This is a genomic window from Paenibacillus sp. Root52 (assembly GCF_001426865.1).
Taxonomy (GTDB): Bacteria; Bacillota; Bacilli; order Paenibacillales; family Paenibacillaceae; genus Paenibacillus.
The window spans coordinates 417,955-444,929 of record NZ_LMFO01000029.1; the positions used below are offsets into that span (position 1 = coordinate 417,955).

Annotated in this window: 39 protein-coding genes and 1 pseudogene; all 40 read left to right on the plus strand. The window is 39.6% G+C overall.

All coding sequences use genetic code 11. The features are described from left to right. The first annotated feature begins 79 nt into the window (after positions 1-79). A complete protein-coding gene (locus tag ASD24_RS22980) occupies positions 80-622 on the plus strand; it encodes a hypothetical protein (protein ID WP_156395524.1) in 543 nt (180 codons plus the stop codon). A gap of 82 nt (positions 623-704) precedes the next feature. Next, complete coding sequence (locus ASD24_RS22985) at positions 705-1,106, plus strand: nuclear transport factor 2 family protein (protein ID WP_056700906.1); 402 nt, start codon at positions 705-707, stop codon at positions 1,104-1,106. 125 nt (positions 1,107-1,231) lie between these two features. Next, the gene (locus tag ASD24_RS22990) at positions 1,232-1,693 is read left to right on the plus strand and encodes a GNAT family N-acetyltransferase (RefSeq protein WP_235540759.1); all 462 of its coding nucleotides are present in this window, start codon (positions 1,232-1,234) and stop codon (positions 1,691-1,693) included. 111 nt (positions 1,694-1,804) lie between these two features. Beyond that, a complete protein-coding gene (locus ASD24_RS22995; protein WP_056701172.1) occupies positions 1,805-2,776 on the plus strand; it encodes a phosphotransferase enzyme family protein in 972 nt (323 codons plus the stop codon). A gap of 43 nt (positions 2,777-2,819) precedes the next feature. Beyond that, positions 2,820-3,680, plus strand: a complete 861-nt coding sequence (locus ASD24_RS23000; RefSeq protein ID WP_056700908.1) for a DUF4085 family protein — start codon at positions 2,820-2,822, stop codon at positions 3,678-3,680. 121 nt (positions 3,681-3,801) lie between these two features. Continuing rightward, complete coding sequence (locus tag ASD24_RS23005; RefSeq protein WP_056700910.1) at positions 3,802-4,341, plus strand: GNAT family N-acetyltransferase; 540 nt, start codon at positions 3,802-3,804, stop codon at positions 4,339-4,341. A gap of 224 nt (positions 4,342-4,565) precedes the next feature. After that, positions 4,566-5,357 (plus strand): aminoglycoside phosphotransferase family protein, encoded by a 792-nt coding sequence (locus tag ASD24_RS23010; protein WP_056700911.1) that lies wholly within the window; start codon positions 4,566-4,568, stop codon positions 5,355-5,357. 376 nt (positions 5,358-5,733) lie between these two features. Continuing rightward, the gene (locus tag ASD24_RS23020) at positions 5,734-6,294 is read left to right on the plus strand and encodes a GNAT family N-acetyltransferase (protein WP_056700916.1); all 561 of its coding nucleotides are present in this window, start codon (positions 5,734-5,736) and stop codon (positions 6,292-6,294) included. Between the two features lie 68 nt (positions 6,295-6,362). Then, positions 6,363-7,304, plus strand: a complete 942-nt coding sequence (locus tag ASD24_RS23025; protein ID WP_056700918.1) for a GNAT family N-acetyltransferase — start codon at positions 6,363-6,365, stop codon at positions 7,302-7,304. Between the two features lie 61 nt (positions 7,305-7,365). Continuing rightward, a complete protein-coding gene (locus ASD24_RS23030; protein ID WP_056700920.1) occupies positions 7,366-8,019 on the plus strand; it encodes a hypothetical protein in 654 nt (217 codons plus the stop codon). A 40-nt stretch (positions 8,020-8,059) separates the two neighbouring features. Continuing rightward, positions 8,060-8,881, plus strand: a complete 822-nt coding sequence (locus ASD24_RS23035; RefSeq protein WP_056700921.1) for a DUF2785 domain-containing protein — start codon at positions 8,060-8,062, stop codon at positions 8,879-8,881. 23 nt (positions 8,882-8,904) lie between these two features. Continuing rightward, positions 8,905-9,426 (plus strand): DinB family protein, encoded by a 522-nt coding sequence (locus tag ASD24_RS23040; RefSeq protein ID WP_056700924.1) that lies wholly within the window; start codon positions 8,905-8,907, stop codon positions 9,424-9,426. 20 nt (positions 9,427-9,446) lie between these two features. Next, positions 9,447-9,686: a DUF3977 family protein gene (locus ASD24_RS23045; RefSeq protein WP_056700925.1), complete on the plus strand. Its 240-nt coding sequence runs from the start codon at positions 9,447-9,449 to the stop codon at positions 9,684-9,686. Between the two features lie 26 nt (positions 9,687-9,712). Further along, a complete protein-coding gene (locus tag ASD24_RS23050) occupies positions 9,713-10,093 on the plus strand; it encodes a hypothetical protein (RefSeq protein WP_162248969.1) in 381 nt (126 codons plus the stop codon). 39 nt (positions 10,094-10,132) lie between these two features. Next, positions 10,133-10,678, plus strand: coding sequence for a hypothetical protein (locus tag ASD24_RS23055; RefSeq protein ID WP_156395525.1), 546 nt, complete (start codon positions 10,133-10,135; stop codon positions 10,676-10,678). A 60-nt stretch (positions 10,679-10,738) separates the two neighbouring features. After that, positions 10,739-11,164 (plus strand): GNAT family N-acetyltransferase, encoded by a 426-nt coding sequence (locus tag ASD24_RS23060; RefSeq protein WP_056700931.1) that lies wholly within the window; start codon positions 10,739-10,741, stop codon positions 11,162-11,164. 53 nt (positions 11,165-11,217) lie between these two features. Next, positions 11,218-11,895: a hypothetical protein gene (locus tag ASD24_RS23065; RefSeq protein ID WP_056700933.1), complete on the plus strand. Its 678-nt coding sequence runs from the start codon at positions 11,218-11,220 to the stop codon at positions 11,893-11,895. 34 nt (positions 11,896-11,929) lie between these two features. Further along, positions 11,930-12,802, plus strand: a complete 873-nt coding sequence (locus ASD24_RS23070; RefSeq protein WP_056700935.1) for a class I SAM-dependent methyltransferase — start codon at positions 11,930-11,932, stop codon at positions 12,800-12,802. Between the two features lie 42 nt (positions 12,803-12,844). After that, positions 12,845-13,417, plus strand: coding sequence for a hypothetical protein (locus ASD24_RS23075; RefSeq protein ID WP_056700937.1), 573 nt, complete (start codon positions 12,845-12,847; stop codon positions 13,415-13,417). A gap of 35 nt (positions 13,418-13,452) precedes the next feature. Then, the gene (locus ASD24_RS23080) at positions 13,453-13,722 is read left to right on the plus strand and encodes a hypothetical protein (RefSeq protein ID WP_056700940.1); all 270 of its coding nucleotides are present in this window, start codon (positions 13,453-13,455) and stop codon (positions 13,720-13,722) included. Positions 13,723-13,753: 31 nt separating this feature from the next. Continuing rightward, positions 13,754-14,494, plus strand: a complete 741-nt coding sequence (locus ASD24_RS23085; RefSeq protein ID WP_056700943.1) for an ATP-grasp domain-containing protein — start codon at positions 13,754-13,756, stop codon at positions 14,492-14,494. A 19-nt stretch (positions 14,495-14,513) separates the two neighbouring features. Next, entirely contained in the window at positions 14,514-15,053 is a 540-nt protein-coding gene (locus ASD24_RS23090; protein ID WP_056700945.1) for a hypothetical protein, read from the plus strand. A gap of 143 nt (positions 15,054-15,196) precedes the next feature. Next, positions 15,197-16,078, plus strand: a pseudogene (locus tag ASD24_RS23095) (phosphotransferase); the annotation flags it as partial. A 21-nt stretch (positions 16,079-16,099) separates the two neighbouring features. Further along, positions 16,100-16,705, plus strand: a complete 606-nt coding sequence (locus ASD24_RS23100) for a hypothetical protein (RefSeq protein ID WP_156395527.1) — start codon at positions 16,100-16,102, stop codon at positions 16,703-16,705. Between the two features lie 28 nt (positions 16,706-16,733). Continuing rightward, the gene (locus tag ASD24_RS23105) at positions 16,734-17,534 is read left to right on the plus strand and encodes a GNAT family N-acetyltransferase (protein ID WP_056700950.1); all 801 of its coding nucleotides are present in this window, start codon (positions 16,734-16,736) and stop codon (positions 17,532-17,534) included. Between the two features lie 63 nt (positions 17,535-17,597). Beyond that, positions 17,598-18,086: a hypothetical protein gene (locus ASD24_RS23110; protein WP_056700952.1), complete on the plus strand. Its 489-nt coding sequence runs from the start codon at positions 17,598-17,600 to the stop codon at positions 18,084-18,086. A gap of 24 nt (positions 18,087-18,110) precedes the next feature. Further along, positions 18,111-18,632: a GNAT family N-acetyltransferase gene (locus ASD24_RS23115; RefSeq protein WP_056700953.1), complete on the plus strand. Its 522-nt coding sequence runs from the start codon at positions 18,111-18,113 to the stop codon at positions 18,630-18,632. Between the two features lies 1 nt (position 18,633). After that, positions 18,634-19,776: a hypothetical protein gene (locus ASD24_RS23120; protein ID WP_056700955.1), complete on the plus strand. Its 1,143-nt coding sequence runs from the start codon at positions 18,634-18,636 to the stop codon at positions 19,774-19,776. A gap of 26 nt (positions 19,777-19,802) precedes the next feature. After that, positions 19,803-20,495: a hypothetical protein gene (locus tag ASD24_RS23125; RefSeq protein WP_056700957.1), complete on the plus strand. Its 693-nt coding sequence runs from the start codon at positions 19,803-19,805 to the stop codon at positions 20,493-20,495. Between the two features lie 88 nt (positions 20,496-20,583). Then, positions 20,584-21,120 carry a hypothetical protein gene (locus tag ASD24_RS23130; protein WP_056700959.1) on the plus strand — a complete coding sequence of 179 codons (537 nt, stop codon included), beginning with the start codon at positions 20,584-20,586 and terminating at the stop codon, positions 21,118-21,120. Further along, the gene (locus ASD24_RS23135) at positions 21,113-21,442 is read left to right on the plus strand and encodes a hypothetical protein (protein WP_056700962.1); all 330 of its coding nucleotides are present in this window, start codon (positions 21,113-21,115) and stop codon (positions 21,440-21,442) included. Before ASD24_RS23130 ends, ASD24_RS23135 begins: the two co-directional genes overlap by 8 nt. 19 nt (positions 21,443-21,461) lie before the next feature. After that, a complete protein-coding gene (locus ASD24_RS23140) occupies positions 21,462-22,022 on the plus strand; it encodes a GNAT family N-acetyltransferase (RefSeq protein WP_056700963.1) in 561 nt (186 codons plus the stop codon). Continuing rightward, a complete protein-coding gene (locus ASD24_RS23145; protein ID WP_056700965.1) occupies positions 22,019-22,522 on the plus strand; it encodes a DUF6886 family protein in 504 nt (167 codons plus the stop codon). The genes ASD24_RS23140 and ASD24_RS23145 overlap by 4 nt, the downstream gene beginning before the upstream one ends. Beyond that, entirely contained in the window at positions 22,519-23,040 is a 522-nt protein-coding gene (locus ASD24_RS23150; RefSeq protein WP_327205256.1) for a GNAT family N-acetyltransferase, read from the plus strand. The genes ASD24_RS23145 and ASD24_RS23150 overlap by 4 nt, the downstream gene beginning before the upstream one ends. A 39-nt stretch (positions 23,041-23,079) precedes the next feature. Then, a complete protein-coding gene (locus tag ASD24_RS23155; protein ID WP_056700968.1) occupies positions 23,080-23,553 on the plus strand; it encodes a GNAT family N-acetyltransferase in 474 nt (157 codons plus the stop codon). Next, complete coding sequence (locus ASD24_RS23160) at positions 23,543-24,034, plus strand: NUDIX hydrolase (protein WP_056700970.1); 492 nt, start codon at positions 23,543-23,545, stop codon at positions 24,032-24,034. Before ASD24_RS23155 ends, ASD24_RS23160 begins: the two co-directional genes overlap by 11 nt. A 153-nt stretch (positions 24,035-24,187) precedes the next feature. Beyond that, on the plus strand, positions 24,188-24,736 hold the full coding sequence (locus tag ASD24_RS23165) for a glutathione peroxidase (protein ID WP_056700972.1): 549 nt from the start codon (positions 24,188-24,190) through the stop codon (positions 24,734-24,736). A 147-nt stretch (positions 24,737-24,883) separates the two neighbouring features. After that, positions 24,884-25,735, plus strand: a complete 852-nt coding sequence (locus ASD24_RS23170; protein WP_056700974.1) for an AraC family transcriptional regulator — start codon at positions 24,884-24,886, stop codon at positions 25,733-25,735. Between the two features lie 162 nt (positions 25,736-25,897). Then, on the plus strand, positions 25,898-26,137 hold the full coding sequence (locus ASD24_RS23175) for a hypothetical protein (protein WP_056700976.1): 240 nt from the start codon (positions 25,898-25,900) through the stop codon (positions 26,135-26,137). Between the two features lie 168 nt (positions 26,138-26,305). Further along, positions 26,306-26,908 (plus strand): nitroreductase family protein, encoded by a 603-nt coding sequence (locus ASD24_RS23180; protein WP_056700978.1) that lies wholly within the window; start codon positions 26,306-26,308, stop codon positions 26,906-26,908. Positions 26,909-26,975 lie beyond the last annotated feature (67 nt).

The window sequence follows — 26,975 nt, forward strand, 5'->3', positions numbered from 1 at the left end:
GAGAACTTTAGTATAGTTCCACATGTTTGGAGTGTATACGATGTTAATGTCCTATCAACTAGAACGAGCAAAAGTACGGATGAAATCGAAAGAAATAACCGTCGTTGTATTACAGCAAACAGATATAAATGTTGAAATAAGAGAAGAGCTAGGTCGAATATTGCTAATGGATGCTGCTGACTGCCAAGAGATGTTTCTCTTATCAAGTCTTTTTAGGCATAGTATGCAATCTCATGATGTTATATTTTTAGAACGTGATAAGGATTCGAATATGGATGTATTTATTTTCAACGGAGCTATCCACCCACTCACAATGAAGGATCTAAGAAAAATCAAGGCTTCTACTCGATTCACCAAAACAGAATTATACCGTCTAACTTTAGAAAATAGTCATGATGATTCAATGTGGGACACGTGGGAGCATTGGAAATACGAAGAACAATTGAGGATTAAGACTGATCAAGATATCGGGGTCATCAATGCATCGCAACTGGGATTGGAACTTCTGTTTCATCAATGCGCCTATCTTGCGAGTTCATTTACGGGACATTCTCATATGGATTGGAATTCTACCCAATCCTCCATTGAATTAATCATTCGAAATATAGCTCGAAATGATTAATAGCGACGCTAGGTTGGATTGAACGCATAGAATCTGCAGGCAACACCATGATGTGTATCCGTTGCTTAAGGGGAGATAAACATTGGATCGAGAAACGGCAGTCGAAGTTATTAATCAATATTTCAGATCATGGGTTGAGAAGGATTTTAATCTCTTTGTCGGAAGCATTCATGAAGAAGCAATTGTAAGGGAGTGCACGGGAGAAGTAATTCAAGGTCGAGATGAACTGAATCGATGGTTTAAACAGTGGAACGGTAGCGACAATGAGGTTATGTATTGGGATATTCATAATGTCGGCTTCGATTACGAGCAGATGACAGCTTTTGTTGAATGGAAGTTCAAATGCAAGTATAAGGGCACAACGTATGAATGGGATGGCACTAGTATAGTTTACTTTGAGAACTCATTAATTATAGAACTGAATGAATATGAGATGAAGAAAGATAAATCTTATCCTTACAAACAAGATAGCGTTGCTATCTAGTAATCTGAGTTCTACTGAATTGTTTTGGAAATAAGCTCTCCGCCCTTAAAGCGTATGGGATTGTGAACTAGGGTTTTTAATAGATTGGACTGAACACTATAGATTCATCAAAAGGAGGTCATCTATTGTCTTATTCAATACATGAAATGACCGTAGGATTTGCTGAAGAGATACTGCATTGGAAATATGAACAACCGTATGATTTCTATGATAATGAACTTTCATTAAAGGCATTGGATGAATTACTAAATAGCCCCTATTACGTTCTTTTAGATATTCATGATGAACTGATTGGGTTTATGTGTATGGGGAGTTCAGCCCAGGTTCCGAATGAAACTTATGTTTATGGTGAAAATTACATCGATCTTGGAATAGGCATGAATCCAGAATTAACAGGAAAAGGGCAGGGAACTTCATTTTTCTCAAGTGTATTGAATTTCATCGTGGATAGATTTGACCATAGTTCTTACCGCTTAACAGTCGCAGCATTTAACCAAAGAGCAATTCACCTTTACGAGAAATTCGGATTCATTACTGTGGATCGATTTAGTAAAGGAGATTATGAGTTCATTGTCATGATCAAGTGAATAAAGACATTTAGTGCGTTAGTGCGTAATGAATAACTTAACGCAAGATGAGTTGTTGTGAGAGAAGGAAGTACATGCCATAGTGGAGAATCAAAGAGGAGCGTGATGGAGATGATCAATGAACAGCTAATGCTTCTGCTAAATAATTACGATGTGGATCGGCCAGAACTGACGTTTCTAAGACATAACGAAAATAGGACTTACCGGGTTCAGGACAGCGCTGGCAAACAGTACCTACTTCGTATTCATGATCCCTTTGTGCAGGAGATGAAGGGATTACAGCACACTGAAGCAGGTGTTTTGGCAGAACTGGATATGTTGGAGCAATGGGGTCAATGGTACCAGGATGAAGTGCAGAAGCCAGTGCGGAACCAAAGCGGCCAACTTGTCACGACTTTTGAAGGAGATGGATACAAACTGAATGCATCGCTTCTTACTTGGATGGAAGGTCGTGATCTGACTAAGGAAGATACACAAGATGCAGAAGTTATCAAGAAACTGGGCACGCATATGTCAGAGCTGCATGCCTTTTTTAGTCAGTACAATCCAGTCGGCATGGAAGCACGACCGAGCCAAGGGAAAGCTTACAACGAACGAATGGCACAGGTGATCTATTCAGGTGTTCCCCAAGGTCTTTTTACATTTGCGGATGCGGTAATTATTGATGATACGTTACGATTGATAAACTCTCGTTTGTCGGATGAAGGTGGGAATGAAGGGCCAGATCTTATTCACGGCGATGTAGGCTTGGGGAATGCGATTTTGACGGCGAATGGCGACTTACGGTTTATCGACTTCGGGTTCTATGGAAAGGGATACGCACAAACAGATGTGGCAATGGGGGCTTTGATGCTACCTTCAGATCGCCGTGATGCTTTTCTTGAGGCGTATTATGGTGGAAAGGGTTGCTCGGAGAATGAGTTGTTGCAGTTGGAAGGTTTTATGCTCGCAGCGATCATCGGGTTCTATGTTTTTCAGATTGGGAACGAGAAAATGCATGATTGGATGCGTGAGCGAATGCCTATATTATGTGCCGAACGCTGCAAACCTTTTTTACGAGGAGAACGGATTTTATATCAATAATGGATTTTCTAAAATACCTAGTATATTGACGAAGGGAGAATACATGAGATATTTAACGAGAGAATGGTACGATCTGTGCCAGCGGACACACCTTCATTTTGGGATGAGAGTACATAGGGGAGCTCAGATTCGAGATGAAGCTCTTTATTTGCGACTTTACAAAAGAAAGGAAAAGGAATTTATACATTGGCAGCGTGATGTTTACAATGTAGACCCTCGTTTTATGCTGGAAGGTGATGGGGCGGTTATGGTTCCTGTAGAACAATTTGTCAGTGGGGATATCCGTGAAGAAGACACGATGATTTATCATATGCCTGACGAGGAAAAAGAGGAAATACAGAAAAAAATTGCTGAATATGATGCACGCCCTCCGTTTGATGTTGTGAACTGTAAACAAGAATTCAAAGACAATCTAGAATGGAGTTATGCAGATAAAGGTAATCAATTGCCGGGCGAGCTTCTTGCTAAGATCGCAGATATTCGGGTATTTGCGCTAGGTTACTGTACCAAAGAGGTTATGCGAGAGTTAAAGAAATTAAGTAATGAAAACAAAAGACAAATGGAGCATATATCTAATGAGTATGTTCAGTTACAGCAGTCGGAGGATATCCCCCAAGATATTCGGAGTCGATTCGGTTTTCACGATTGCCAAGTGACTGAAATACTCTTTGGTGAGGACATGATAATTCGACTTGAAACGCGGAGTGGATTCACCGATTTCAATAAAATTACGCTTGTTGCTGCGGAAACCATTAAACACGAGGGACAAATCGTAGGCAGTTACTGGATTTATGACGAATTGTATCGTACAGATCGTGGATATGAAGTGCATGTACTTTTTTCTGGTGTAGGAGATCCAGAATGCATTATTCGTTGTGAGGATATTATTATAGCAGAAGAGTGAACAACATTTTAATGATAAATTTTACATAAGCATGATCCAGATTTCATTAAATTCTACACCACCTTGGATATACTTAGTTTGCTTGAATATAGCGAATGAAAAGGACTAGGTGGTAGAAAAAATGTTGAAAAAACGTGACTTACACGAATGCCATTCACTTTATAGCTTGATGACAGATCCTATGGTGTTTCCTTACGTTCGTTATGCATGTCAGACCTATGAAGAATACTTATTTGTAACGAAACAATTGATTGCTGAAGAAGAACAAAATACATCTATTTCGAGAACCATTCTGAATGAAACGGGATCTCCTATTGGTACGATTGATCTATATCATATCGTGAATAAAACGGGCTTCTTGGCCACATGGATTGGTAGTCCGTATTTTGGAAAAGGATATAACCAAAGAGCGAAAGAATCTTTTTTGGTTGAACTGTTTCTTGAACATCATATTGAGACGGTATTTATCAAGATTCGTGAGCAAAATATTCGTTCGAGAAAGGCAATAGAGAAATTACCTTACGTGAAGCTGGCGAATGAGATATATCGGGATGTCTATCAAACGATTAATCGAACGGAGAAGATCTATGATCTATACCGTGTAGAGCGGGTTGATTTTATAGGAAGTAGTAAGGAGATCCAGCACGAGATTGCTACGTAACAGCCAATTTCAAAAACGCATAAGTAGCGAATAGAGCGGATCATAATAAAGTACCAAGGAGCGTCGTCAGTGTTGACGACGTTATTTGCTTTTTCAACAAAATGGACGGTAATTCTATTAATATATGTGCTATAGGAAAAATTAGGTTTATAATAACATAAATATAAAAATCAATATGAAACTGGAATGTATGAGAGCCCTATTAATGGCAAGGAGGGTTAGTCTTGACGGATCATGAAGAGGTGCTTGCGGGTGGTAACGTGAACGAAGTGATCAAAATTGGGGACACCGTTCGCCGTAACTCACAAAATGCATACGTGAATGCATTACTGGTGCATCTTGAAAAGGTTGGGTTGCCTACTGTACCTAGATATCTAGGTGTAGATGAACTGGGAAGAGAAATCTTTTCTTATCTTGAGGGAGTAGTTCCCGGTAACCAGTATCCTGAGATGGAAAGGTATATGTGGTCAGACGAAGTTTTAATACAACAAGCGAAGCTTCTGAGGAGCTACCATGATGCAACTGTCGGATTTACAACATCACTGAATTCTCAGAATGATTATCCTGATCCAAGCCAACATGAGGTTGTCTGCCATAACGACGCTGCACCTTATAATATGGTGTTTCAAGACAAGCTTCCCGTGGGAATCATTGATTTTGATATGGTGGGCAAAGGGCCACGGATATGGGATATTGTTTACACTCTCTACACTTCTGTTCCACTTGCGGGGTTCTCGCCAGGTAAGGCTGATCACATCGTGGTTCCCTATACCCCAACAGAGCATGCCATTATGCGGAAAAGAAGGATTATGTTATTTTTTAATACCTATGGTATAGATATACCAACAGATCTTAAGAATTGGGTTGTACAGCGCATCCGCACAATGTGTAATACACTGACTTCTCGTGCAGCGTCTGGAGATGTAGCTTTTGTTAAGCTCATTGAAGATGGCCATCTAGCTCATTATGAGGAAGAAGTACGATTTCTTGAAAAGCATTTTGATGACTGGAGTTAAATTCACCAATTTAATCACCCGTACAAGATAATTCATATCAGACTAACTCCTCTACAATGTTGTTTGTATTAGGAGAAGGATGAATAAAACAAGTAAAGATAACTCTAGTAAAACAAGCAAGGAGTGAGAACAATGTACAATAAAAAATCTACAATCACTTGGATCTGGATTATTGCATTAATCATAGAGTTAGTCTTGATGTCAGGACTGAATCAGCGAGTTCATTCGATGGAAGAGTTTATATTTCATATTACTTTAATTGTGGTGACTTTAGTGGTAGGTAGCGTAATTGTGTTGTCAACAGGAAAGAAATCATGAAGGTCTTTTAAACAACTATAATGATACAACTGCTATTTAAAATGAAGGAGCTAATCGTATGAATCCAATCTTAATGGAGTTCCCAGACCAATTTACCACCGAGCGATTGTTGATTAGATGCCCTCTACCTGGGGATGGAAAGGTTGTCTATGAATCGATCATTTCGTCTATTCAGGAGTTGAGAGAATGGCTTCCTTTTGCCCATAAGGAGCAACGAGAAGAAGTGGTGGAAGCAAATCTGAGAGAAGCTCGGTTAAACTATTTGAAGAGGGAAGACCTTAGATTGCTTATTTTTCATAGAGAGACTAATGAATTTATCGGATCATCTGGGTTGCATCATCCAAATTGGGATGTCCCCAAATTCGAAATAGGTTACTGGATCGATAGTCGTCACAGTGGGAAAGGTTACATGACTGAGGCGGTAGAAGGCATTACAGAATTTGCATTCAATGAATTGAAGGCGAGAAGAGTACTTATACGTTGTGACACATTGAATAACAAGAGTAGAGCGATCCCAGAGAGGCTAGGCTTCACATTAGAAGGTATATTGCAAAATGATGATACAAGTGTAGATGGAAGTACACTTCGAGATACATGCATATTTGCCAAAGTGAAATGAAGAGACTGGAAGTGGAAGAAGATTTAGTTTACTCATTCATTTGCTTGGATGCTAGGGAGGAATGACTTATGCAATATACAGGATGGTCAATAGATATTCTTGAATACGCTTTATCAAGTGAATACACTATTCGATTAGCGGATCCGGAAGAGTGGGGCAAGTATTGCTCCGTTTATTATAACATGCGTTATATCGGTTTCTTTAGGGAAGAGGGCTTCAACTCTTCTCAACGAAATGCCTACTGGATCTATAGAGGAGAGTCAAGAGTAGGTGGAGTAAGAATAGAGCCTAATGTTATGTATCATTTATTCTATATTCCCCCATTTCGCGATTCATTTAAAGTATTGAGTCTTCTTAAACAACTATTAATGAGTTGGTCTGATCGAACTAAACCTATTAAAACCTATGAAATTCTTTCGGATCAGGTTGATTTATACGCTAGAGCTGGATTTTGGCCAGATGAATTCCGATGTCGATGGATGCAGCGTCCGACGGAACAGTACAACATTGTATGGGATCGTAATTTTAGTATTGAAAGCCCGCAGATTATTGACCATCAGCAGGGGGCTAAGAAATTTAGTAAAGAAGACGAAATTGCAAATTGTGATTTTAATAGCTTTGTAGGGAGCCTAGAGGCAGTAAGGAGAAAGAAGTTCTTGCTTGAAGATTATGTCCCTCATGAAGATCCTAATTATACAAATGAGATATTAAATCAGGCGTCTACCCTTGTGTACGATCAAGAAACGGGTCAGCTTATTGCGAATTGTCGGCTTTGTTTGCAAGATAATCAAGCGGCTGTTTACAGTGTAGGTGTCATTCCTGCTTACCGAGGAAGAGGGATTGCTACACGTATGTTGCAACGAGCCTTGATGGTCATTAAAGATCATTATCCAGTACTGAGATTGTATGTGATGGAGGGTAATGATGCGGAGTCTTTGTACTACAATCTCGGCTTTGTTCAAGGCGAGTTGGAGGTACAAACGATGTACATACCTGCGATTGAATCATAGGTACAATTATGCTCTCTACGAAAGGGTAATCTCTTGAAACGTTGACATGAGGAGGAATGAAATGAACAGTAGATTGATTCTCATTGATGGGATGCCTGGTTCGGGTAAATCCACAACAGGACTTGCTATACATGAACAATTGAATGAGCAAAAGATCGCCAATGTATTCTACCATGAATTAGATGATCACCACCCACTTCGCATTTACGACCGGCAATTCACTTCATTTTCTATTGTAGAAGAGGCAGAATGGTTTATTGCAAAAGTGGAGCAGCTGTTTACTGACTTTGTCAATAATCCAATTCATCGTAATCAGATGACAATTGTGGAGAGCAGCACTTTTCAAAATACAATTGGCTTCGCATACAACATGCAAATGAGCGAAGATCGAATAATGGATCTGACCCGGAGGATTCAAAATATACTTAGCGCTCTTAACCCTGAACTTATCTATGTATATCAAGATAATGTAGAGCAACATTGGAGATGGATATGCGATGTTCGTGGACCTGAGTTTACGCAAGGTCGTTGCGGGCTCTATTCCGATGATGATTTTGTTGAAGCAGGAAAGTTTTGGACGAAAAATCAAGATTTCGTTTGTAATATCGTTCAGCATTGGGATATTCCCAAACTTATCATACAGAACAAAGGATATAAGTGGGATGAATACAAGCTCAACATATTTGAATTTCTAAAGTTAGCAGATTCTAAATAACAGTCGAGTCGATAATACAATTTCAGTAGGAGTATAGCCAATGAATTTAAAAGAAAAGTTAATCTTGATTAAGAAAAATGATTACGAAGCACCTCCAGATGCCTTCCTATTGGTACAAGAAATGATCAGCCATATCGGTTCATTAGATGCCGAATTACGAGATGAGCTCATTTATACAACGTTATCACATTGGATCCCTGGCAACATACTAGCTGTAAACGAGTTAGAGCATATACTATCCACTATTTTGGATCATAACCATTTGCTATATAAGCTGGGTGAATCGAACACAGATTCTGTGTTCACTCGATCATTCTCCATTCTCGTTATACCACTGTTGTTGGCGAGACACAATGAATCACCGTTTCTCTCAAGTGAGCAGATCCATCAGATTAAGGAGAACGTGTTCTACAATGTACAACAAGAGCGAGACTATCGTGGTTACGATGAAGACAAAGGCTGGGCTCACGCTATAGCTCATGCAGCGGATGCATTGGATGATTTGGCGCAGTGCTCCGAATTGGACAAGAAGGATCTGTCCACGATGCTTGATCTAATTTATGAAAAGATGACGATAACAGATCGTGTCTACTCTGATGGGGAAGATGAACGTATGATCAGACCCATCATTCAAATTTTAAATCGAAGAATCCTTAGTCGAGTGGAGCTAGAAGAGTGGATTCAACGTTTTGGTACGGTGGAAAAAAGTCCGGAGTTTCTTCCTGCCTTCAGGCAGAAAAATAATATAAAGAACTTTCTGAAAAGTTTGTATTTCCGCATTAAATTTTATGAAACCGATGGGGGGCTTTGCCCGATAATAGAACGTACTTTATATCAAGTTGAGCCTGTATATTACTCCTAAAATGTAAGAACAGAGGTGACCGAATGTTATATGATCTTAAAGGTGAAGACAATATGTCGCCCATGGTAGGGGTGTTATATTCCGTTGTGAAGGAGAATAGCGAGCGACTGCAACGCATCACCGAGGGTATGTCACAAGAAGAGATCGATTATAAGGGATACAATGGTACGTTTAATAGTACTGCACAGCTACTTCGGCATATTCTATATGTGGATCTGAATTGGGTATATCGAATAAAGGGTGAACCACTTCCGCAGACGTCTATAGAACAGTTCGGCCCTATGATTGATGAACACAATAAACTTCCTATGGTGAACGAAATTCCGTGGAATCTACTGATCTCACAATATGAAGATGTACTACAAATGATTAAAGATTCATGTGATCAATTAATAGATGATGATCTAGATCGAGTTGTCCTATTCGGACATGAAAATGAAAAGCAAGCAACGATACGTTGGGGATTGTGGCACATGGCTGATCATAGCCGATATCATCAAGCTCATATTAACCAGCTTAGAAAGTGGTTTAGCCAACAGAGCTGAGCAAGTAAAGGAGAACCAGGTTGAAGAAATACATTGAAATTGGTGTAGGCAATACATGGTTTATTCGAACTGAGTTGGAGCATGAAGATGGAACAGAAACGGAAATTAAGGGAATCTATTCGCCTTTCCAACTAAAATCAATATATATCCGAGTATGGTTCGGTAAACGCGTGTTCATCATGGATACGAGAGAAGGCATGAAGTTAGCAAAGAAAGATAAGAAGAAATACAAGCTCATTCTTGGATTTTACGGCATATAGATCACGAATTGGAAAGGGGGAAAAAGATGATGAGATCCATTAAACGATCGCTGGGTATCTGTATTGCACTTTTTCTCGCCATCATCGTAATTTCTGGATGCCGAGCAATGGATGATAGTACCGGTTCTATTTCTAGCTGGGCGTATTCGTTTGTTGTGTGGAACAATCACACGTATAGCATTACCAATGAAACACTACCAAGAGAAGAGATCGATCATGACATAGGTCAAGTAAAACATTATTCTGACAAAGAAGGGTCATATAGAGATGGCTTCTCCAACAAATATCCAGTAGGCACGAAGTTATATAAGATCAAGGATGTAGAGACAACCGAATATATAGCTGTAGAAATACAAGAAGATCAATTCATCAAAGCTACCAATGAAAATTTATCCGGGGATAAGTAGCGCTTGGAAGGAGAAATGAATGCATTCGAGGAGTGGAAGATGAAAAGAACAATCATTGGATTACTCAGTGTAATTATTGCGTCTAATGTCGTTTGGGGCTGGCTGTACTTAAATAAGGTGAATGAGCAACCCAACCATGGTTCAAGTACTACAGCAAACAAAGCTGTACAAATGTATGAATTGAATGGAACAGGAGATCTGTGGGACGTTTCAGACTATAAAATTATTATCACACCAAATCAGATCCAACGAGGTCATGCAAGCTTAACGTTTAAAGGTGACCCAAGAAGTATCACTGATAGCAACTACTATAAATTAGATATACAGGAGAAAGATCCTGAAGGTAATTATAGTAAGATGCTTTCGCATGTAGCCACCTCTCACGATGGTCCTATTACAATTCTTAATAATGATAATCTTAAGAATATAGGCTATGTAACTAGTGATTATGCGTATGATGAGCTGAAGAAGGATCGACAGAATTATGCGAGTACGTTTCTTAGGGTCACATGGAATGATAATGACGGAAAGCTACATTCTGAGGATATTTACCTCACGATAGAAAATGAAATCACTCTGGAGTAACCAGTGGGAATGAAGATTATCGAACTGTCTATTACACTAGGGGAGAAAAGGAGAACAACAATGACGTTACATATAACAAATGTAAACAATGATGAAATGAAAAAATATGTGAGAGACCATGTGTTCTATTATAACATGCAGCACTTTCCAGATGAGATCAAAGGTAGATATCAAGAAATACACCTATTTCTTCAAGATGAAGAAGGTCAAGTTTATGGTGGACTCCTGGGTGAGACGTGCTGGAACTGGCTTGAGATTCATTATTTATTTGTCGAGCCTAGTCTAAGAGGCCAGAGGTATGGGAGGAAACTGATTCAAGAAGTAGAGAAGATTGCTCTGAAGAAAAAATGTGATTTCATCAAAGTAGACACATTAAGCTTTCAAGCCTTGGATTTTTATGAAAAAGAAGGCTACGAGGTGTATGGCAAGATTGAAAATGCAGGAGGCTACACACATTATTATATGAAAAAAGAATTGAATTCATAAAAAATAGGTGACAAGTGCAGTTGTTAAAGCGTTCTAGTATAGAGGTGAAAAATATGAGAAAAGGTAAACTCTTCATCATCGTTGTACTTCTATTCATACTATCCGGCACATTGAACGTATTTCAGTATGACCGAGCTAAAGAACATGAGAATTACGAAACGGCTGTCGAAATTGCCTTGAGTTATTTTAACTCACAATATAGGGTGGGAGCGCTTTACGAAAATTTAGCTTACGCAATATCTAACAACAGGTTATACATTGGTGATCGGGGCGGATCTAGCAATATCGTGTCCAGGGATTTGCAACACTTAAGTGTGATGCACAGAGAATTAACGTTATTGTACGGGCCGATCAGTTCTTACGCGAATTATACTGATGTTAGTAGTCTAAGGGAGAATAGTATATACAGTATGTATGTCGATTTTTCATTATTTTTTGAGTGCTTAGGTGTGCAGCAAGAATGGATTGTATCGGACACTGGTGGGCGGTATATCGACCTAGAAGGACTGAGTAATGAATTATATCGTGGAGTACGGATTATAGAAGAAATTACGGGTCAACTCGAATCGATCCGAAGTCGTAGCTATGAGAACCAAACGGGCAGTGATAAAGAGGCATTAGCAGATTATTTAATTCAAAGCGCAGCATACTTCAAGTCCCAAGAAGTTCAGGAGCATTATCAATCCATCCTAAAGATGAATAAAGAATTGATTGCGATAACGAGTAGTTAATTGATCCGAGCATAACAAAGGGAGTTGACACGAGCTGACTGAGTATTATTGGGACAAGCAAATAGAGTACCTCAGAAATACACGGGGGCTGTACTATAACGATGATTATTTACAATTTCTAGTGCAGTCTGTCTGGAAAATAACGAAGCCGGTGAATATGATCGATTATGGTTGTGGGTTCGGATATTTAGGTCTTAAACTTCTTCCTTTGTTGCCTGAGGGCTCAACCTACACGGGGATTGATAAAGGGGAAGCATTGATTAAAGAGGCTCAACACGTATATTCAAAGCTCCAATATAATACTCAGTTCTATGTGTGTGATCTGGAGACGGCTGTTATGGAAAGAAAATATGACATAGCAGTGAGCCATGCATTTTTACTTCATATGCACAATGCGAATGACATCCTACAGAAGATGAAGGAAAGTGTGCTACCTCACGGGAAAATGATATGTTTTGAACCTCATTGGATCGGTGGCATGGCCAATTATTATGTTGAAGACATGCAACAAAGCAATGTCGTTCGATTAGGAGAGTTACAGAAACTGTTCGAGGAGGATCTGAAACGTACGGGCAAGGATGGCAATATCGGGATGCGGCTGCCTATCTTAATGAGTCAATTGGGATTGAAACATGTGGAATGTCGAATCAGTGACAAGGTTAACTTCTTGGATCAGAATATGGATGTAGCGCAGAAAAATAAATTATATCATTCCCTGAAGGAAGAAGGCATAGGTCAGAACCCTGGTGATGCAGAGCAGAACATCGATAACTTGATAGCTAGAGGATTAAGTTCGGATGAAGCCAAGCGACAATATGAGGCTGAACTCGCCTTCTCCTCCGTTTTCAATCCAGATTCTTGGTTGATGTATGCACCAAATATGAAAATTTCGTTTGGCACGGTGTAATGAGTTTAGAATGATGAAAAGAATTGAATGAAGGAGTTAGTTATGAACCTTCCATCTAATAGCAATCAAGAAAAACGCAGTGATTCTCAATTGAATCTGTTACATCAAGCACAAGAAATGATACCTGCTAAACCGCCAGAACCTTGGCGTCATGAAGTGGTGATCCCTGCGGCAGGTTGTATAGCTTGTGGCTGGAACTCAGATGAGAATCTTGTGCTGATTAGTAGTTCAGGCTACAGCTTGAATGATTCTGATACAGGTCTAACCATCCATAGGGATCGAGATGCCAACAACACCTATGACAGTATGAGTCCAGATCAGTTAGCATTCCGTATCCCATATAATGACGAATCCATTTCTATTTTTGGATTCGATTCCGGCGATGGGAATCGCGTCACTCATGATGGTTGGAGTGTGGAAGTGATCTATCCATGGTGGCCTCTAGCATCAGTCATTATAGAAAATGTATTTCGGCCTAACTATAACTATCTAGAGAGTGCCACGATGATAGATTTGAATCGACTGGATGGCCCGGTTAAATGTGGTTTTTCCCCTTCTGGGAATAAGCTCGTCATTCTGGGTTCTGGTGGAGCGCTGACCTATACAAGAGAGTGATGGATTAAACAGGTCAGAGCAGAAGATTGGAGCAGATGATGTTTACAATCGAAGTTGAAGATGTTTTTGAAGCCCAAGGTAAAGGTGGAGTGATTGCGGGTAGAATTTTGAACAACAGTTCGATACTGAAGGTTGGAGATAACCTGATTAGTTCAGAGGATGATGGAGTCAGCATTCCCGTAAAACAAATCCAATTGATGAATTATGAAGTAGGCATACAGAATATAAAACATATAGGTATTTTAACCAATGTGTCGGTTACTAGTTTGAGAGAACATGTTGGAAAAAGGCTCCATAAGAAATAAGAAAACGAACAACATGAAGGACGTGACAAGGGTGAGAGCATATATACAGGTGAATCAGGATGGCATGTTCTACAATGTGAATGCATTTATTGCATATGAAGGCTTTGCTTCATTGGGATGGGAGATTGTTAAGTTCAATGATATCCAAGAAGTTGATGAGAAGAATCCAGAACATATCGTTGTAGGTGGAATTGGTAATGTTAGAAAACGTCTTGAGTTATTAGGGTTGGAAAGAAGAAAAGGGGAAATTGATTATCCACCGTCCTTATCCAAGTATTATGGTCGAAAAATATGGAGCACAACCATCCAAGACATTTTTGCCAATCCTCAGAATTGGAATGTATTTATTAAACCCAAGGATACAACGAAAAAGTTTGCTGGAAAAGTAGTGAGAGAATACAAAGATTTTATAGGACTTGTTGAAGAAAACGAAGATACGACCATTTGGTGTTCGGAGATTGTGGATTTCAAAACAGAGTGGCGTTGTTTTATCCGATACGGACAAATTCTTGATATTAGACATTACAAGGGTGCATGGGATTCCACATTAGATGTAAGTGAGGTGCAACGTGCGGTTAAAGATTTTGTGGATGCACCTGCTGCTTATGGAATGGATTTTGGTATAGATCAGTATGGACATATGAAACTGGTCGAGATAAACGATGGGCATTCTCTAGGATCATATGGGATCAGCTCGTTAAATTATGCGAAATTTCTTGCAGCTCGATGGTCAGAACTGTCAGGAACTACGGACGAATTGAGACATATGTAGATTGGTAGGTGGTATGGAAGTGCAACCTGATAAACTCATTCCGATAATACAGAGATTGGAAGAGCACGATATCATGTATTCAGTTGGTGGCAGTGGATTATTGTACTATTTGAACCTGGTTGAATCCATTAATGATTGGGACATCACGGTAAATTGCCCTAAACAGGAATTAATGAAAGTGCTTCATGGTTATGAATGTTTAGAGTTAGAAAGTGGGGATTATCCCTTTGCGAGTCAATATAGGATGAGTATTGAGACACATCATATAGACTTTATTGGTGGATTTGCCTTATATGCCGAGAAAGGAATACTTCATTTACCGTTAGAGCGTATGGGAGAATGGGACGGAATCCAAATGGCAAGTCCTGAGGTGTGGTATGTAGCTTATTATTTAATGGGGCGACAATCCAAAGCTGATTTACTGTTACATTATCTTCAAAATAATGCTTGCAAAATAAACTATAGTTTAATTGAAGATCTTCTAAATAGTACTTCACTAGGTCATGAACTGAGACAATCTCTTATTTCGCTTGTTATAGAAGCTAAATCATATAAATAACTGATTGAATCGTTTGAAATTTTGCTTTGATAAGTAAGGGAGTGTTCATGGAACTAAAGTCATCGGATGAAATATTAAACGAGATAATAGCGCAGGTTGAATAGGTTTATGGCTGGACTACGTATCGTGCCGAACCTAATCATTTTGGATACGCCAATCTCAAATGGAAGTTACATACGGATGCAGGAATACGCTTTGTGAAGCAATATAATGCAGTACGATATTCAGATCAATTGTTGCATTCAGTTGAAACGGCATTAGGATTACAAGATAGATTACATCAAATCGGAATTCCGTGTCCTAAGATTTTCTCTGATCAAGGGCGTTATATTCAGCGAACTCCATCTTGTGAACGATTCATGGTCACAAATTATTGTGATGGCTATATGGTAAACCCAGGAGAGGTAAATGTAGATCAAATGTATGATTTAGGTCAAATTACAGGTAGGCTGCATCAATGGCTCCGTTTAAATGCTCCATCCAATTATCCTTTGCATTGGCAACCAGAGTCTAAGGCATCCACGTTAGCGACTTGGAAGAAGAACTGGAATGATGCACATACTGTAGGATCACATAAGTACATTTCTGCATTAGAGACACAGCAGAAAATTATAGATGGATTTAACCTCAATACGTTTCAATCGTGTGAAGAGGGTTGGGTTCTTTGGGATCTATTTGTAGATAATATTTTGTTCCATTCCAATCAGGTTTCTGCCATTTTGGATTTTGATCGAATGCACTATATTTATCCGGAGTTTGATATTTCGAGAGCTATTCTATCAGGTGCTATATTAGAGAATAACATCAATGTAGAATCAACAAAGGCATTTGTAGTGGGGTATCGTGAGAGCAGTCCGTTAACTGTTGCAAAACTCATTCGATCTATCCAGTTGACGTGGTGGAAGGAAGCATCCTGGTTAAGTATTAGGTCGGAGGAACATCGAACCTTACGGAGATTTGCCCATGAGTTAATGTGGGTGAGTGATAACTGGTTTGCTCTAGAAGAGATATTGAATGAGATATGAACGGTAAACATTGAATCATGAATGAGCTGGATATTAGGAGAACGAGAGGGAGCGACTATGTTTTCGTTTAGGAGAAAGCGAACCATATCATTAGAAGATCAAATCGATAAGTTATCTGTATTAGGTATTAGCTTGAATCCAGCAATCAATATAAGCGACTTGTTAGAGGCGCACTCTCGAACTGAATTTGAAGAAGATCCATTTCAATTATTACTTATCTGTCTGGGTGGTGAAATACATAAGAATGAAAAATGGTATGAAGCTTCTGAACATGTCTGGTATTTTGATACGGAGTGTATTGAGGATCAGGGGGATTATGTATGGATAATTGAAAAATTAAAAAAAATGACGAAAGTAGATATTCGCAATGTAAAAGATACAATACGTCCAGATGTAGAGGAAGCCATGGTTTCATTTGAGTACAATAACCAACAGATTGAATGGAAACTTAACTTCGAGGATGATTGGCTTGACCTTGAGATATTTCATCGTTTCAATCAGCTTACCAATGAAGAACGAGATAAGAGAATTGCCGTAATGAGTTTAGACCAGAGTTGTTTAATTGCTTATCTGACGCGGGCAGAACGTAAGGTATTGAATAAGTTGCTAAAATATAAATTCCAATGAAGTGTGTTGGTCAGAAAGTAGGTGAAGTATGTACGAACTTCGTAAAGAACAATTCACCCTCGTTTTACCCTGGCTGGAGGATATTCGAAACAAAGCAGTGTATGCGTTCTCGGTTATTGAACTGATCCAAGAGGGCAGGGTGTTTGTGAATCATCTAGACAATCCGACAGCTTGTTTTATAACAAGTTCAGGTGGCTTTTATTGTTTGGCTGGTAGAGAAGATGATGCCCTTTTCAATCAAGCAGTTATTTGTTATATGAACAATTCCGTGCATCACAACGGATTTTTTGCATTAGGTGTGTTTACGGATGCTTGGGAATTTGAAATAAGCAAATATACAATACATCATTCGATTCGAATTTCACGATCTTACTTCAGTTTTAATCGGGATAAATTTCTTCATACATATCCAGATACAGATATGCCACTTAATAAAGACTACGACTATATTCCTCTGAATGAACAGATTTCAAAAGAATACAGGGAGCACTTCTATCCATATTACAAGCTAGCCTGGAGTTCCAATGCCCAATTCTGTGATTTTGGAGTAGGACATTTTCTTAAATATAAACAAGACCTAGTCAGTGTGTGCACATCTCCATACATTGGAGGGGGATTTGCTGAGATTGATATCATTACAATAGAAAGCTTCAAGAGAAGAGGTCTTGCAACTTGGATGGGTACTCAGTTTATTAAAGAATGTCTTCACAAACAATTGACACCTAACTGGTGCTGTCATTCAGATAATGTGGAATCTAATCATCTAGCTGCTAAACTATGCTTTGAGAAAATCGATGAGAGACCGATGTATTGGTACCATAACGAGTAAGTTAGTTACTAAGGTTCCGTAACGTTATCCAGAATTGATCTTTTTACGAAGAGAGGTGACTCCATGAATATAAACAAAAGGATGCTTATTCTCGTTCTATTTTTACCATTAATTGGATGTAGTACCTCGAAAAAAATTGAGAACGATCTCATGGTTGAACAATATGTCCTTGATCGAGGGTATACGATTGTTCATAATGAGGGCATTGTTCATGAATACACGTTACATAAGAAACAACTGGTGGAGATGCCTTATGTACAATATTGGAGCGTTCAGGATGTAGATCCCTTAATGTATGTTGGTGAGAAGATTAGCACAAGTAAGTTCATAGTGTCGGGTCATCCGCTAGATGAGAATAGTGATTATGATAATCCACAAACAACTGTTTATGTTATGAGTTCAGCCACGGGGATCATTGGTGGGTACAGCTATCTGACGCACAGTGAGATGAACGACGGATGGGTATACACGATAGATGGCCAAACGCTTGAGCAGCACACGGGAACATTTTATAGAGACTGGTTAGAACAATGGCAGGATAAATATAAATAATGTTTAGTAGAGAGAAGGTAAGTAATGAAAGACTACGCCCAGATCGTCAAAGTTTCAGAGGATGAGAAGTCCATACTAAGGCAACTTATCGAATTATATGAATACGATTTCAGTGAATTTAATGGAGCTGATGTGAACGCACAAGGCTTCTATGGATATAGCTATCTGGATCATTATTGGACGGAAGAGAAGCGACAAGCGTACTTTGTAAAAGCTGATGGACAATATGCAGGCTTTGTACTGGTCAATGATTTTTGCTATCTAGTTCAGGAAAATGCTAGATCCATTGCTGAATTTTTTATTATGCGAAAGTACCGTCGAAATGGATTAGGACAACAGGTTGCTAGATTGGTTTTTGATACGCATAAGGGCAATTGGGAAGTTCTTCAGCATGGAAATAATGACGCTGCACAGCACTTCTGGAAACGAGTCATTCATGAATATACGAATGGTGACTATCGTGTTGGGGATGTGAGAACAGAGTATTGGGAAGGTAAAGGTATGGTGTTTAACACATCTGCAGAACAAGTGAAAGGCGACGTATAATATGGGACTCGACTATCGTTATGTGCTTGTTATTCAAGAAAATCAGCAAGCAGAGTTGCTGAAGTATGTCAGTAAACATGGAGTTATTAATGGGACAGATTGCTTATCCATATGTGTTGATGTAGATTCTTCTGTTCTGAAATATGTAGAAGGTGGGTTCGGTTGGAAGCCTAAGGATGATCAAGATGAGGTTAAGCATTATTTCAATGGTGATCACCAAGCCCAAATAGGTTGTATCTATTATTCTATTGAGAAGATGGATACGAACTGCAACGAGCTCATCGTTAGTTTCACCGCAGCAACATCGGATATGAGTCTATTATTTGAAGATTCGAAGGTAGTACAAAAATGGTTTATCGCCTTAAGTCAATATCTCGATGCTCGAATTGCTTACTTAGATATGGAATCTGAGGGACATAGAATTCTCTATCTGAATGGGAGTGAAACATGGTTGGCATTTAAGGGTGAAGGTTTCTTTTACATGAAAAAAGAGAACTACCTCAGCATTATGGATGAGTTTAGTATGCATCTCCCGGGTATGCTCCGCTCTTATGTAGAGAACAATTACAAGTTTGAAAAGAAGTATTCAATCGTCATGAGTAAAGATCATGTTGAACAATTGTATCAATATATTGAGCAGCATGGCCATTGGCATCAGGAACAGAATCAACTTGGATTGAAGGTAGATGTAGACTCTACCATACTTAAATATTTGGAAGATGGTTATGGGGAAAGGGAATATGGTATATCTCAAGGAGTAATCCCCCGTTTCCGCAAAGAACTCGTCTATAAATACATCGATGCCAATCATCAAGTGCAGTTAAGTCCAATTGAATGTACTCAAGAACTCGTACCTGAGGATGGAGAGAACATTGTCGTACATTTTACACCAAAGAAATGGCAAGTGGATCAATTGTTTGAACAATCCCTGTCCATTCGCCAATGGTTTGTAAATCTCAGTCTCGCAGTTTCAGCCAAGATGACTTTCCAAACTTTATGGCTAGATGGATATGCTCATCGAATCATTGTTTATGAAGGTGAAGAGACGGATGTTGCATTCACAGGACATTACGATCTAGAGGTTGAAACTTTCAATGGGATCTACAACGCACTGGCTAATGTAATCAAGCATTTCCATGACTAACAGTGGCGACAACCAAATAAGATAAGTTGGAAGAAGGCGGTGAAGTACTCATTAACAGTCTGTTGAATCCAATTAGATCGGTGCAACCAGCAACAACTAAGAAAAAAGTGGTTTCTATCCTGTATACAATCCTGTTGGGCGTTATTATGGGTTTAGCAGCCAAGCTTGTTGATGCACCAGGAATTAATCCGATATTTGACGATATCGGTGGACGTCTTGGCATATGGATATTCGTAGCAACGCTGTTATCGGTGTTCAGTTATTCTCCTCGCGTGGCAGCAGTTAAAGTCTTTGCATTCTTCGGCTCTATGCTTACGGTGTATTATATTTATACCGTATGGATTCTACACTTTTTTCCAGCAAGGGAAATGCTATTCTGGGGAATATGCATGGTGATCTCTCCGCTTTGTGCCTATCTAATGTGGTATGCACGTGGTCATGGTTTATTTTCAACAATCATCGCTTCTTTTTCGATCACCGTTATATTATCCGAGGGATATCAATTGCGTTACGCTTATCTCCCTATTCACACACACTACTACTTAATTCCATTTCTAATGGGAATCTATCTGATCATGATCGCTGTATTACTATTACTCATTCCAAAGGACAAAAAGAAAGGAATCTTAATCCTAACTTTGACTATAATCTTATCCAGTATCTTTATCTATTTTAATGTGTTAGGAAGGATATTTGGTGGAATGAATGGATTTTTATGAAGAGTGATGATTTTGTAGATCCAAAAATATGTGTGCGGCGTATGGGTGGAAAATGGACTGTACTGGACTGAAAGTTGGGGGATCGGCTATGAGAAAAATCTTCATTATTGGCATTGTGGCTAGTGGTAAAACAACTCTGGCGAAACGGTTATCGAATCAACTTAGTATTCCCTGGCATGAATTAGACAACATTGTTCATCATCACACGTTAGAGGGAAGAAACAAGCGTACACCAGAGGAACAAGTTGAAGTTATTTATGATATCGACCGTAGCGGAGATTGGATTTTTGAAGGAGTGCACCGGGAGTCTTATAACTGTTTATTGGATATGGCAGACACCATTATATTTCTCGATCCTCCTCTATGGAAGCGGAAGATTCGAATTTTGACTCGGTATATTAAACAAAACCTGGGTCTGGAGCGTTGCGATTATAAACCGGATATAGCCATGCTAAAAATGATGTATACATGGACAAGTAACTTTGAACATAATAGGCCTGCTTTTGAAGCGAAGTTGAATCTCTACAGACATAAAGTTACGAGAGTCACGAATAGTGAGGCATTAGATAAGGTACTGCGGAATGAAAGAGTCTTAGAAGACAGTGAAGGAGTTATACATGGATGATCTAAAAGTAAAGGCATATAAGAGTATTTTATTTCAAGCATTGCTGGACATCAGACAGCTTTCTGGAGGAATCGTATGGGACGGGCAACCAGAACCGAAAGAGGGAGTACAGCAATTATTAACGGAAAATGTAGTTCAACATGCACAAGAAATTTTCCATATTAGCAATGCTTATCACAACTTAGCGGATGCATTAATTGATGATTTAGCTCATTTCAATGAAGAGAATTTTTGGAATCAGATTGATCATTTAAGCAACACCTTTGCAAGCTTCAAGCATTATAAGTTGTTGTATGAACAATATTTGATGAAGCAAAAATGATAGATTAGGAGGTTCCGATATGCGTGGTTTACCCACAGTGACACTTGAGCGACTCTTATTACGTCCGTTCCAGCTGCATGATGCAGATTCCGTTCAACAGTTAGCAGGGGATCCTCATATCGCGGAAATGACACTCTATATCCCTCATCCGTATGAGAATGGTATGGCTGAGGAATGGATTCGCACACATCATGATCAATTTATTGAAGGAAAATCAGTTACATTAGCTATTGTACACAAAGAGGAATCATATCTAATTGGTGCAATAACGATAGCGCTCCATACTAAGTTTAATCACGGTGAACTGGCGTATTGGATTGGTGTTCCATTTATGAATAATGGCTATTGTACAGAAGCGGCCAGAGGCATGATGGCATATGCGTTTGACGAATTAAAGTTAAATCGTGTGTACGCTCGTCACCTAGGTAAGAATCCAGCTTCAGGTAAAGTGATGGAGAAATTGGGCATGAAATTTGAAGGATGCTTAAGGCGACATGTTACAAAGGGAGATACGTATGAGGATCTCGCATATTATGGTCTACTTCAAGAGGAGTATCTGACCGAAAGGAGATCAATATGAAGCTTTATCATTTTAGTGAAGAATCTGATATTACATTATTTGAACCAAGAACGATTTATAATCAGACGGATGCCAAAGTGTGGACAATTGATGCGTATCATGCTGCACATTATTTTTTCCCAAGAGAGTGTCCGAGAGTGTGCGTATGGACTAAGGAAGATGCAGAAGAACTCATTTTAGCTCGGGAATTTGGCATCACTTCTACCCAACGTATGATTGCGATTGAATCGGATTGGTATGACCGGGTGCGCGAAGGACACATCTATAGATATACTTTCGAGGATGAGCGTTTTGAGTTAGAAAACGAAGATGCAGGTTATTACACTTCGAAATGTGCTGTTCGACCAATCGCTGTGGAACGCATGGATGATTTAATCGGTGCAATTTTAAAAGAGGACATCGAGTTCAGAGTCATGCCTTCACTGATGCCTTTGAAACAAAAAGTGCTGGAGTCGAATGTACAATTTTCGATGATACGAATGAGAAATGCAAAGGAGTGATTACGATCGTCACTTTTCCAATGATTGAAACGGATCGATTAGTACTGCGAGAACTGACTATGTTGGACGTTCAAGCGGTGTTCCAGCATTTCTCGGATGCAACGGTGACTCAATTCATGGATATTGAGCCTTGTGTGAGCCTTACTGAAGCAGAAGAGATCATCCAATTTCATATCGCAGATTCAGGTTGTAGATATGGTCTGTTTCTTAAGCTTAACCATGAGTTTGTAGGCACATGTGGGTTCCATTGTTGGGATCAGGGACAGCCTTCGAAAGCGGAAATTGGCTTCGATTTGTCTGCATCCTATTGGGGTCAAGGTCTAATGCATGAAGCGCTGACTGAGGTCGTGAAAATTGGGTTTGACCATATGAAAGTTGATTACATTGAGGCAACGGTGGAGCAAGAAAATGCTCGATCCATTAGACTTCTGCAGAAGATGCATTTTTATAAACATGATGAGCTTGTTGACAAGCTACTCTATTATACGTTGACCAAGAGAGAAGCAGCAGGTACTTAGTAGCGCACGAATCTAATAAAAAAGGAACAGGTGAATGTTATGGACTCGCCCAATATCACATTACGACGTATTACAAAAGAAAATGAATTAGCTTGTATAGCTCTCAAACCGCGAGAAGATCAATTATCACTCGTTGCTACTAACGCTGATTCACTTGTACATGCGGTAAAAGAGGTTACTTCGATACCTCACGGAATCTATGCAGATGATCTTATGGTTGGGTTTGTCCTATTTGACAATGAAGTGTATTCAGATGGATACTACTGGATTTTGCGGCTGATGATTGACGAAAAATATCAGGGGCAGGGTTATGGTAGAAGCGCGATCAAGCAACTTATTAATCAATTGAAAGATAGAACGGATTGTAGACAAATTAGAGTGTCACATGTGCCTCACAATACAGTAGCTAATCGCTTATACAAGCGGTGTGGATTTCAAGAAACAGGTGAGTTTGAAGACAATGGAGACATCATTTTGAGCTATTCATTTGAGGTGAATGGACATGGTGATTAGAACAGTTTCGCTATGTCTAATTCGTAAAGGGGATAACATTTTAGTTCAGGAAATCGTTGATCCAGTTGTTAAGCAAACCTTCTATAGACCCATTGGCGGAACCGTAGAGTATGGTGAGAACAGCAAAGATACAATTATCCGAGAAGTAAAGGAAGAAATAGATGCGGAGATCAAAGAGCCAAAGTTGCTGTTCGTTATTGAAAATATTTTTGCATACTTAGATGACGTAGGTCATGAAGTTGATTTTATATATGAAGCGGAATTAGTTGAACGAAGTTTGTACGATAATAACGAAATTCAAGGCATAGAAGGGGCTACTTCGTTCAAAGCTGTATGGAAATCGATTCATGAACTCTCATCACTTACGTCACATGCACAAGCGAAACTTGTCCCCGATGGGTTGTTAAATTTACTGTTATCGGGTACCTCAGAGCCAAGGAATCCAGTTGGACATTATAGAAGCCGCTCGATAAGGACTTAATCAGATCATATACAAATACGTGTTAACCGAATTTCAGACCATGGCTGACGGTGTACTATACGATATTTAACCAACACAAGTGAATGGGTTTCATATATAATGAAACTGTATTCCAATATACATATACTATCAATCGCGAGGAGCACCACACACATGCCAACCATCTATGATTTTACTGTGACCAAAACGAGTGGGGAACGATTCCCGCTCTATCAATATGAGGGTAAGCCTATGTTGATCGTAAATACGGCAAGCAAATGTAAGTATACTCATCAGTTTGATGATATGCAGAAGCTGTTTGATCAGTATAAAGATCAGGGCTTACAAATTATCGGTTTTCCTTGCAATCAGTTTGCAGAGCAAGAGCCGGGAAGTAGTGCAGAAGCAGAATCCTTCTGTCAGATTAATTATGGTGTGAAGTTCCCGATGTTCTCCAAAATGGACGTGAATGGTGAAGCGGCTCATCCATTGTATGACTTTCTCAAAAAGTCGGGGCCATTTGCAGGTTTTGATGAGACAGATGTGCAGGCGAAGTTGCTGAAACTAATGGTTTCGGATAAGGCTCCAGAGTGGCTACATGGAGATGCGATCAAATGGAATTTCACTAAATTTCTGATTGATAGCGAGGGACGTGTTGTTAAACGTTTTGAGCCGATTGATTCCATAGCTGATATCCAGACTAGCATTGAGCAACTTCTGTAATTGGACAAGGGGCAGAGTGCGTTAGCATTAGTTTATAATACATGCTGTTCCATAGAGGCCATGACACGTAACGTATTCATTATATGTGTTCATGGCTTCTGTTCGCTGTAAGGAACCAAAACCTCTCTCCAACAGGAGGTATTATTGATGCCACGAATGATGCATTTTACGAACCCGCTTGAATATAGTTATCGCTCCACCAGTTTATTTAACGTGGGGAAGTCGGATGGATTCCATGCGCACGCTCAGTATGAGATCTATTATTTTCATGCTGGGGAGTGCACATACATCATTGGAGATCGTGTCTATGTGCTAGCGCCGGGAGACTTAGTTCTAATGCATGGCATGACGCTCCACAGACCCCACCCCATTGCGGGTAAGCGCTATGAACGAACGACGCTGCACTTCGATCCCTCGGCAGTTCGCAGCCATTTACATCCAGATCGAATGGATGAAGTGCTTCAGCCTTTTGAGGAATTAGGGAATTGCCGTATTAATCTAAAAGGAGAAGTCCGAGCAGAGTTTGAACAATTGTTATTGCAGCTTCATCAACTTTCATTGCATTCAAGCTCCTTCGTACAGGAACGATTGAACATTCGCTTATGCGAACTCTTATATGTTATTGCTGGCATCTGTCAGGGTAATCTGGAGGAGCATCGCCCTTCTTCAGATAAAGAACGACATGTCCAACACATCATTCGATATGTAGACATGCATTATATGCATGATATTAGTCTAGATGATCTGGCGAATGAGCTTCATTTATCGAAGCCTTATATGGCGGGGTTGTTCAAGGAAACGACAGGCAGTACGATCTTTAAATATCTGTACGACCGGCGAATCAACCAGGCGAAGGTATTATTTCAATTTCAACCCGGCATTAGTGTAACCGAAGCTGCCCGTCTGTCAGGGTTCAAGCGCTTGTCTCATTTTAGTCGTATCTTCAAACAAAGTGTAGGTTGTGGCCCGGATCTGTACCGGACTCGTTTACATCAATGACATATTATGGTCGGTCAGCTTATGCTGATCGGCTTTTTTGTTATACATGATGATGCTCACTAAGCTGCAGATACGCCACTCTTTTTGTTTAGAAGACATGCAGAAAAGGTAAAGAAAGGATAAAGAGAAGATCAGCATCTCAATTCGAAGGAGGCGTTTAGAATGGAAAACAACAAAGTGGGCGATACTACATCATCGAAACAGAAATACACGAGAGACCATCCAGAGCAGTATGCCACCGAGAAGGAAAGTTTGTTCGATAAATATGCAGAGGAACAGACGGTAGATCCGATTCCGATGGAGGATCTGAATATGGAGAAGCAGGAAGAGAAACGCAAGGATCAGACGAAGAGCAATTCGTCCACAGAGGAAAAATATCGCGCAGATTATCGGAAATCGTAAGGTTTTGATGGATGTCATAGCTCGGAGAGTATGCATTGTATTGTAATGAGGGATAACAGAGTTTGTATATTTAGTGAAAATAAAATAGTTTATTGACTAATGTTTGTTACTATATTATGGTTACTAATGTTGGTATGATGAATGACAAATTTAGGAGGCGAATATGTAATGTCTACAACTTTCTTTGACGCATTGAAAAACAGAAGATCTTATTATGGAATCAGTAAAGAATCCACTATCTCGGATGCTAAAATCCAAGAGATCGTAGAAGAAGCGGTGAAATACACGCCAACTTCATTCAACTCACAAACATCCCGCGCAGTGGTATTGCTGGGCGAGCAACATGATAAATTGTGGAATCACACAGAAGAAATTTTGCGTGAGGTTGTAGGTAACGAAGAAGCATTCAAATCTACATCTGAGAAAATGGCAGGATTCCGTAGCGGTTATGGTACGGTTCTGTTCTTCGAAGACAACAACGTAATCGCACAACTTCAACAGAACTTTGCAGCTTATGCGGATAACTTCCCAATCTGGGCTAACCAATCCAATGGTATGTTGCAACTGGTGATCTGGACAGCATTGGAACAAGAAGGATTGGGCGCTTCTCTGCAACACTACAATCCACTGATTGATGAGAAAGTTAAACAAGAGTGGAACATTCCAGAAAACTGGAGACTGATTGCTCAGATGCCATTTGGTAAACCGACAGCTACACCAGGTGAGAAGGAATTCCAACCGATTGAAGAGCGTGTAAAAGTACACAAATAAGCTACATTACTTTTAGCTGCTTTCAATCCAATTCCCAACATTTAACCACATACGGCCTCGCTTCAAT

Bases quoted from the DNA above. Each gene is read 5' to 3' on its own strand.
- ASD24_RS23055 (WP_156395525.1), top strand. From the start codon at position 10,133: ATGAAAAGAACAATCATTGGATTACTCAGTGTAATTATTGCGTCTAAT.
- ASD24_RS23145 (WP_056700965.1), top strand. From the start codon at position 22,019: ATGAAGCTTTATCATTTTAGTGAAGAATCTGATATTACATTATTTGAA.
- ASD24_RS23155 (WP_056700968.1), top strand. From the start codon at position 23,080: ATGGACTCGCCCAATATCACATTACGACGTATTACAAAAGAAAATGAA.
- ASD24_RS22995 (WP_056701172.1), top strand. From the start codon at position 1,805: ATGATCAATGAACAGCTAATGCTTCTGCTAAATAATTACGATGTGGAT.
- ASD24_RS23130 (WP_056700959.1), top strand. From the start codon at position 20,584: ATGAGAAAAATCTTCATTATTGGCATTGTGGCTAGTGGTAAAACAACT.
- ASD24_RS23005 (WP_056700910.1), top strand. From the start codon at position 3,802: ATGTTGAAAAAACGTGACTTACACGAATGCCATTCACTTTATAGCTTG.
- ASD24_RS23100 (WP_156395527.1), top strand. From the start codon at position 16,100: ATGAGCTGGATATTAGGAGAACGAGAGGGAGCGACTATGTTTTCGTTT.
- ASD24_RS23065 (WP_056700933.1), top strand. From the start codon at position 11,218: ATGAGAAAAGGTAAACTCTTCATCATCGTTGTACTTCTATTCATACTA.
- ASD24_RS23000 (WP_056700908.1), top strand. From the start codon at position 2,820: ATGAGATATTTAACGAGAGAATGGTACGATCTGTGCCAGCGGACACAC.
- ASD24_RS23180 (WP_056700978.1), top strand. From the start codon at position 26,306: ATGTCTACAACTTTCTTTGACGCATTGAAAAACAGAAGATCTTATTAT.
- ASD24_RS23170 (WP_056700974.1), top strand. From the start codon at position 24,884: ATGCCACGAATGATGCATTTTACGAACCCGCTTGAATATAGTTATCGC.
- ASD24_RS22980 (WP_156395524.1), top strand. From the start codon at position 80: ATGAAATCGAAAGAAATAACCGTCGTTGTATTACAGCAAACAGATATA.
- ASD24_RS23115 (WP_056700953.1), top strand. From the start codon at position 18,111: ATGAAAGACTACGCCCAGATCGTCAAAGTTTCAGAGGATGAGAAGTCC.
- ASD24_RS23105 (WP_056700950.1), top strand. From the start codon at position 16,734: ATGTACGAACTTCGTAAAGAACAATTCACCCTCGTTTTACCCTGGCTG.
- ASD24_RS23025 (WP_056700918.1), top strand. From the start codon at position 6,363: ATGCAATATACAGGATGGTCAATAGATATTCTTGAATACGCTTTATCA.
- ASD24_RS23140 (WP_056700963.1), top strand. From the start codon at position 21,462: ATGCGTGGTTTACCCACAGTGACACTTGAGCGACTCTTATTACGTCCG.
- ASD24_RS23050 (WP_162248969.1), top strand. From the start codon at position 9,713: ATGATGAGATCCATTAAACGATCGCTGGGTATCTGTATTGCACTTTTT.
- ASD24_RS23060 (WP_056700931.1), top strand. From the start codon at position 10,739: ATGACGTTACATATAACAAATGTAAACAATGATGAAATGAAAAAATAT.
- ASD24_RS23165 (WP_056700972.1), top strand. From the start codon at position 24,188: ATGCCAACCATCTATGATTTTACTGTGACCAAAACGAGTGGGGAACGA.
- ASD24_RS23040 (WP_056700924.1), top strand. From the start codon at position 8,905: ATGTTATATGATCTTAAAGGTGAAGACAATATGTCGCCCATGGTAGGG.
- ASD24_RS23030 (WP_056700920.1), top strand. From the start codon at position 7,366: ATGAACAGTAGATTGATTCTCATTGATGGGATGCCTGGTTCGGGTAAA.
- ASD24_RS23110 (WP_056700952.1), top strand. From the start codon at position 17,598: ATGAATATAAACAAAAGGATGCTTATTCTCGTTCTATTTTTACCATTA.
- ASD24_RS23135 (WP_056700962.1), top strand. From the start codon at position 21,113: ATGGATGATCTAAAAGTAAAGGCATATAAGAGTATTTTATTTCAAGCA.
- ASD24_RS23160 (WP_056700970.1), top strand. From the start codon at position 23,543: ATGGTGATTAGAACAGTTTCGCTATGTCTAATTCGTAAAGGGGATAAC.
- ASD24_RS23035 (WP_056700921.1), top strand. From the start codon at position 8,060: ATGAATTTAAAAGAAAAGTTAATCTTGATTAAGAAAAATGATTACGAA.
- ASD24_RS23120 (WP_056700955.1), top strand. From the start codon at position 18,634: ATGGGACTCGACTATCGTTATGTGCTTGTTATTCAAGAAAATCAGCAA.
- ASD24_RS23075 (WP_056700937.1), top strand. From the start codon at position 12,845: ATGAACCTTCCATCTAATAGCAATCAAGAAAAACGCAGTGATTCTCAA.
- ASD24_RS23175 (WP_056700976.1), top strand. From the start codon at position 25,898: ATGGAAAACAACAAAGTGGGCGATACTACATCATCGAAACAGAAATAC.
- ASD24_RS23080 (WP_056700940.1), top strand. From the start codon at position 13,453: ATGATGTTTACAATCGAAGTTGAAGATGTTTTTGAAGCCCAAGGTAAA.
- ASD24_RS23020 (WP_056700916.1), top strand. From the start codon at position 5,734: ATGAATCCAATCTTAATGGAGTTCCCAGACCAATTTACCACCGAGCGA.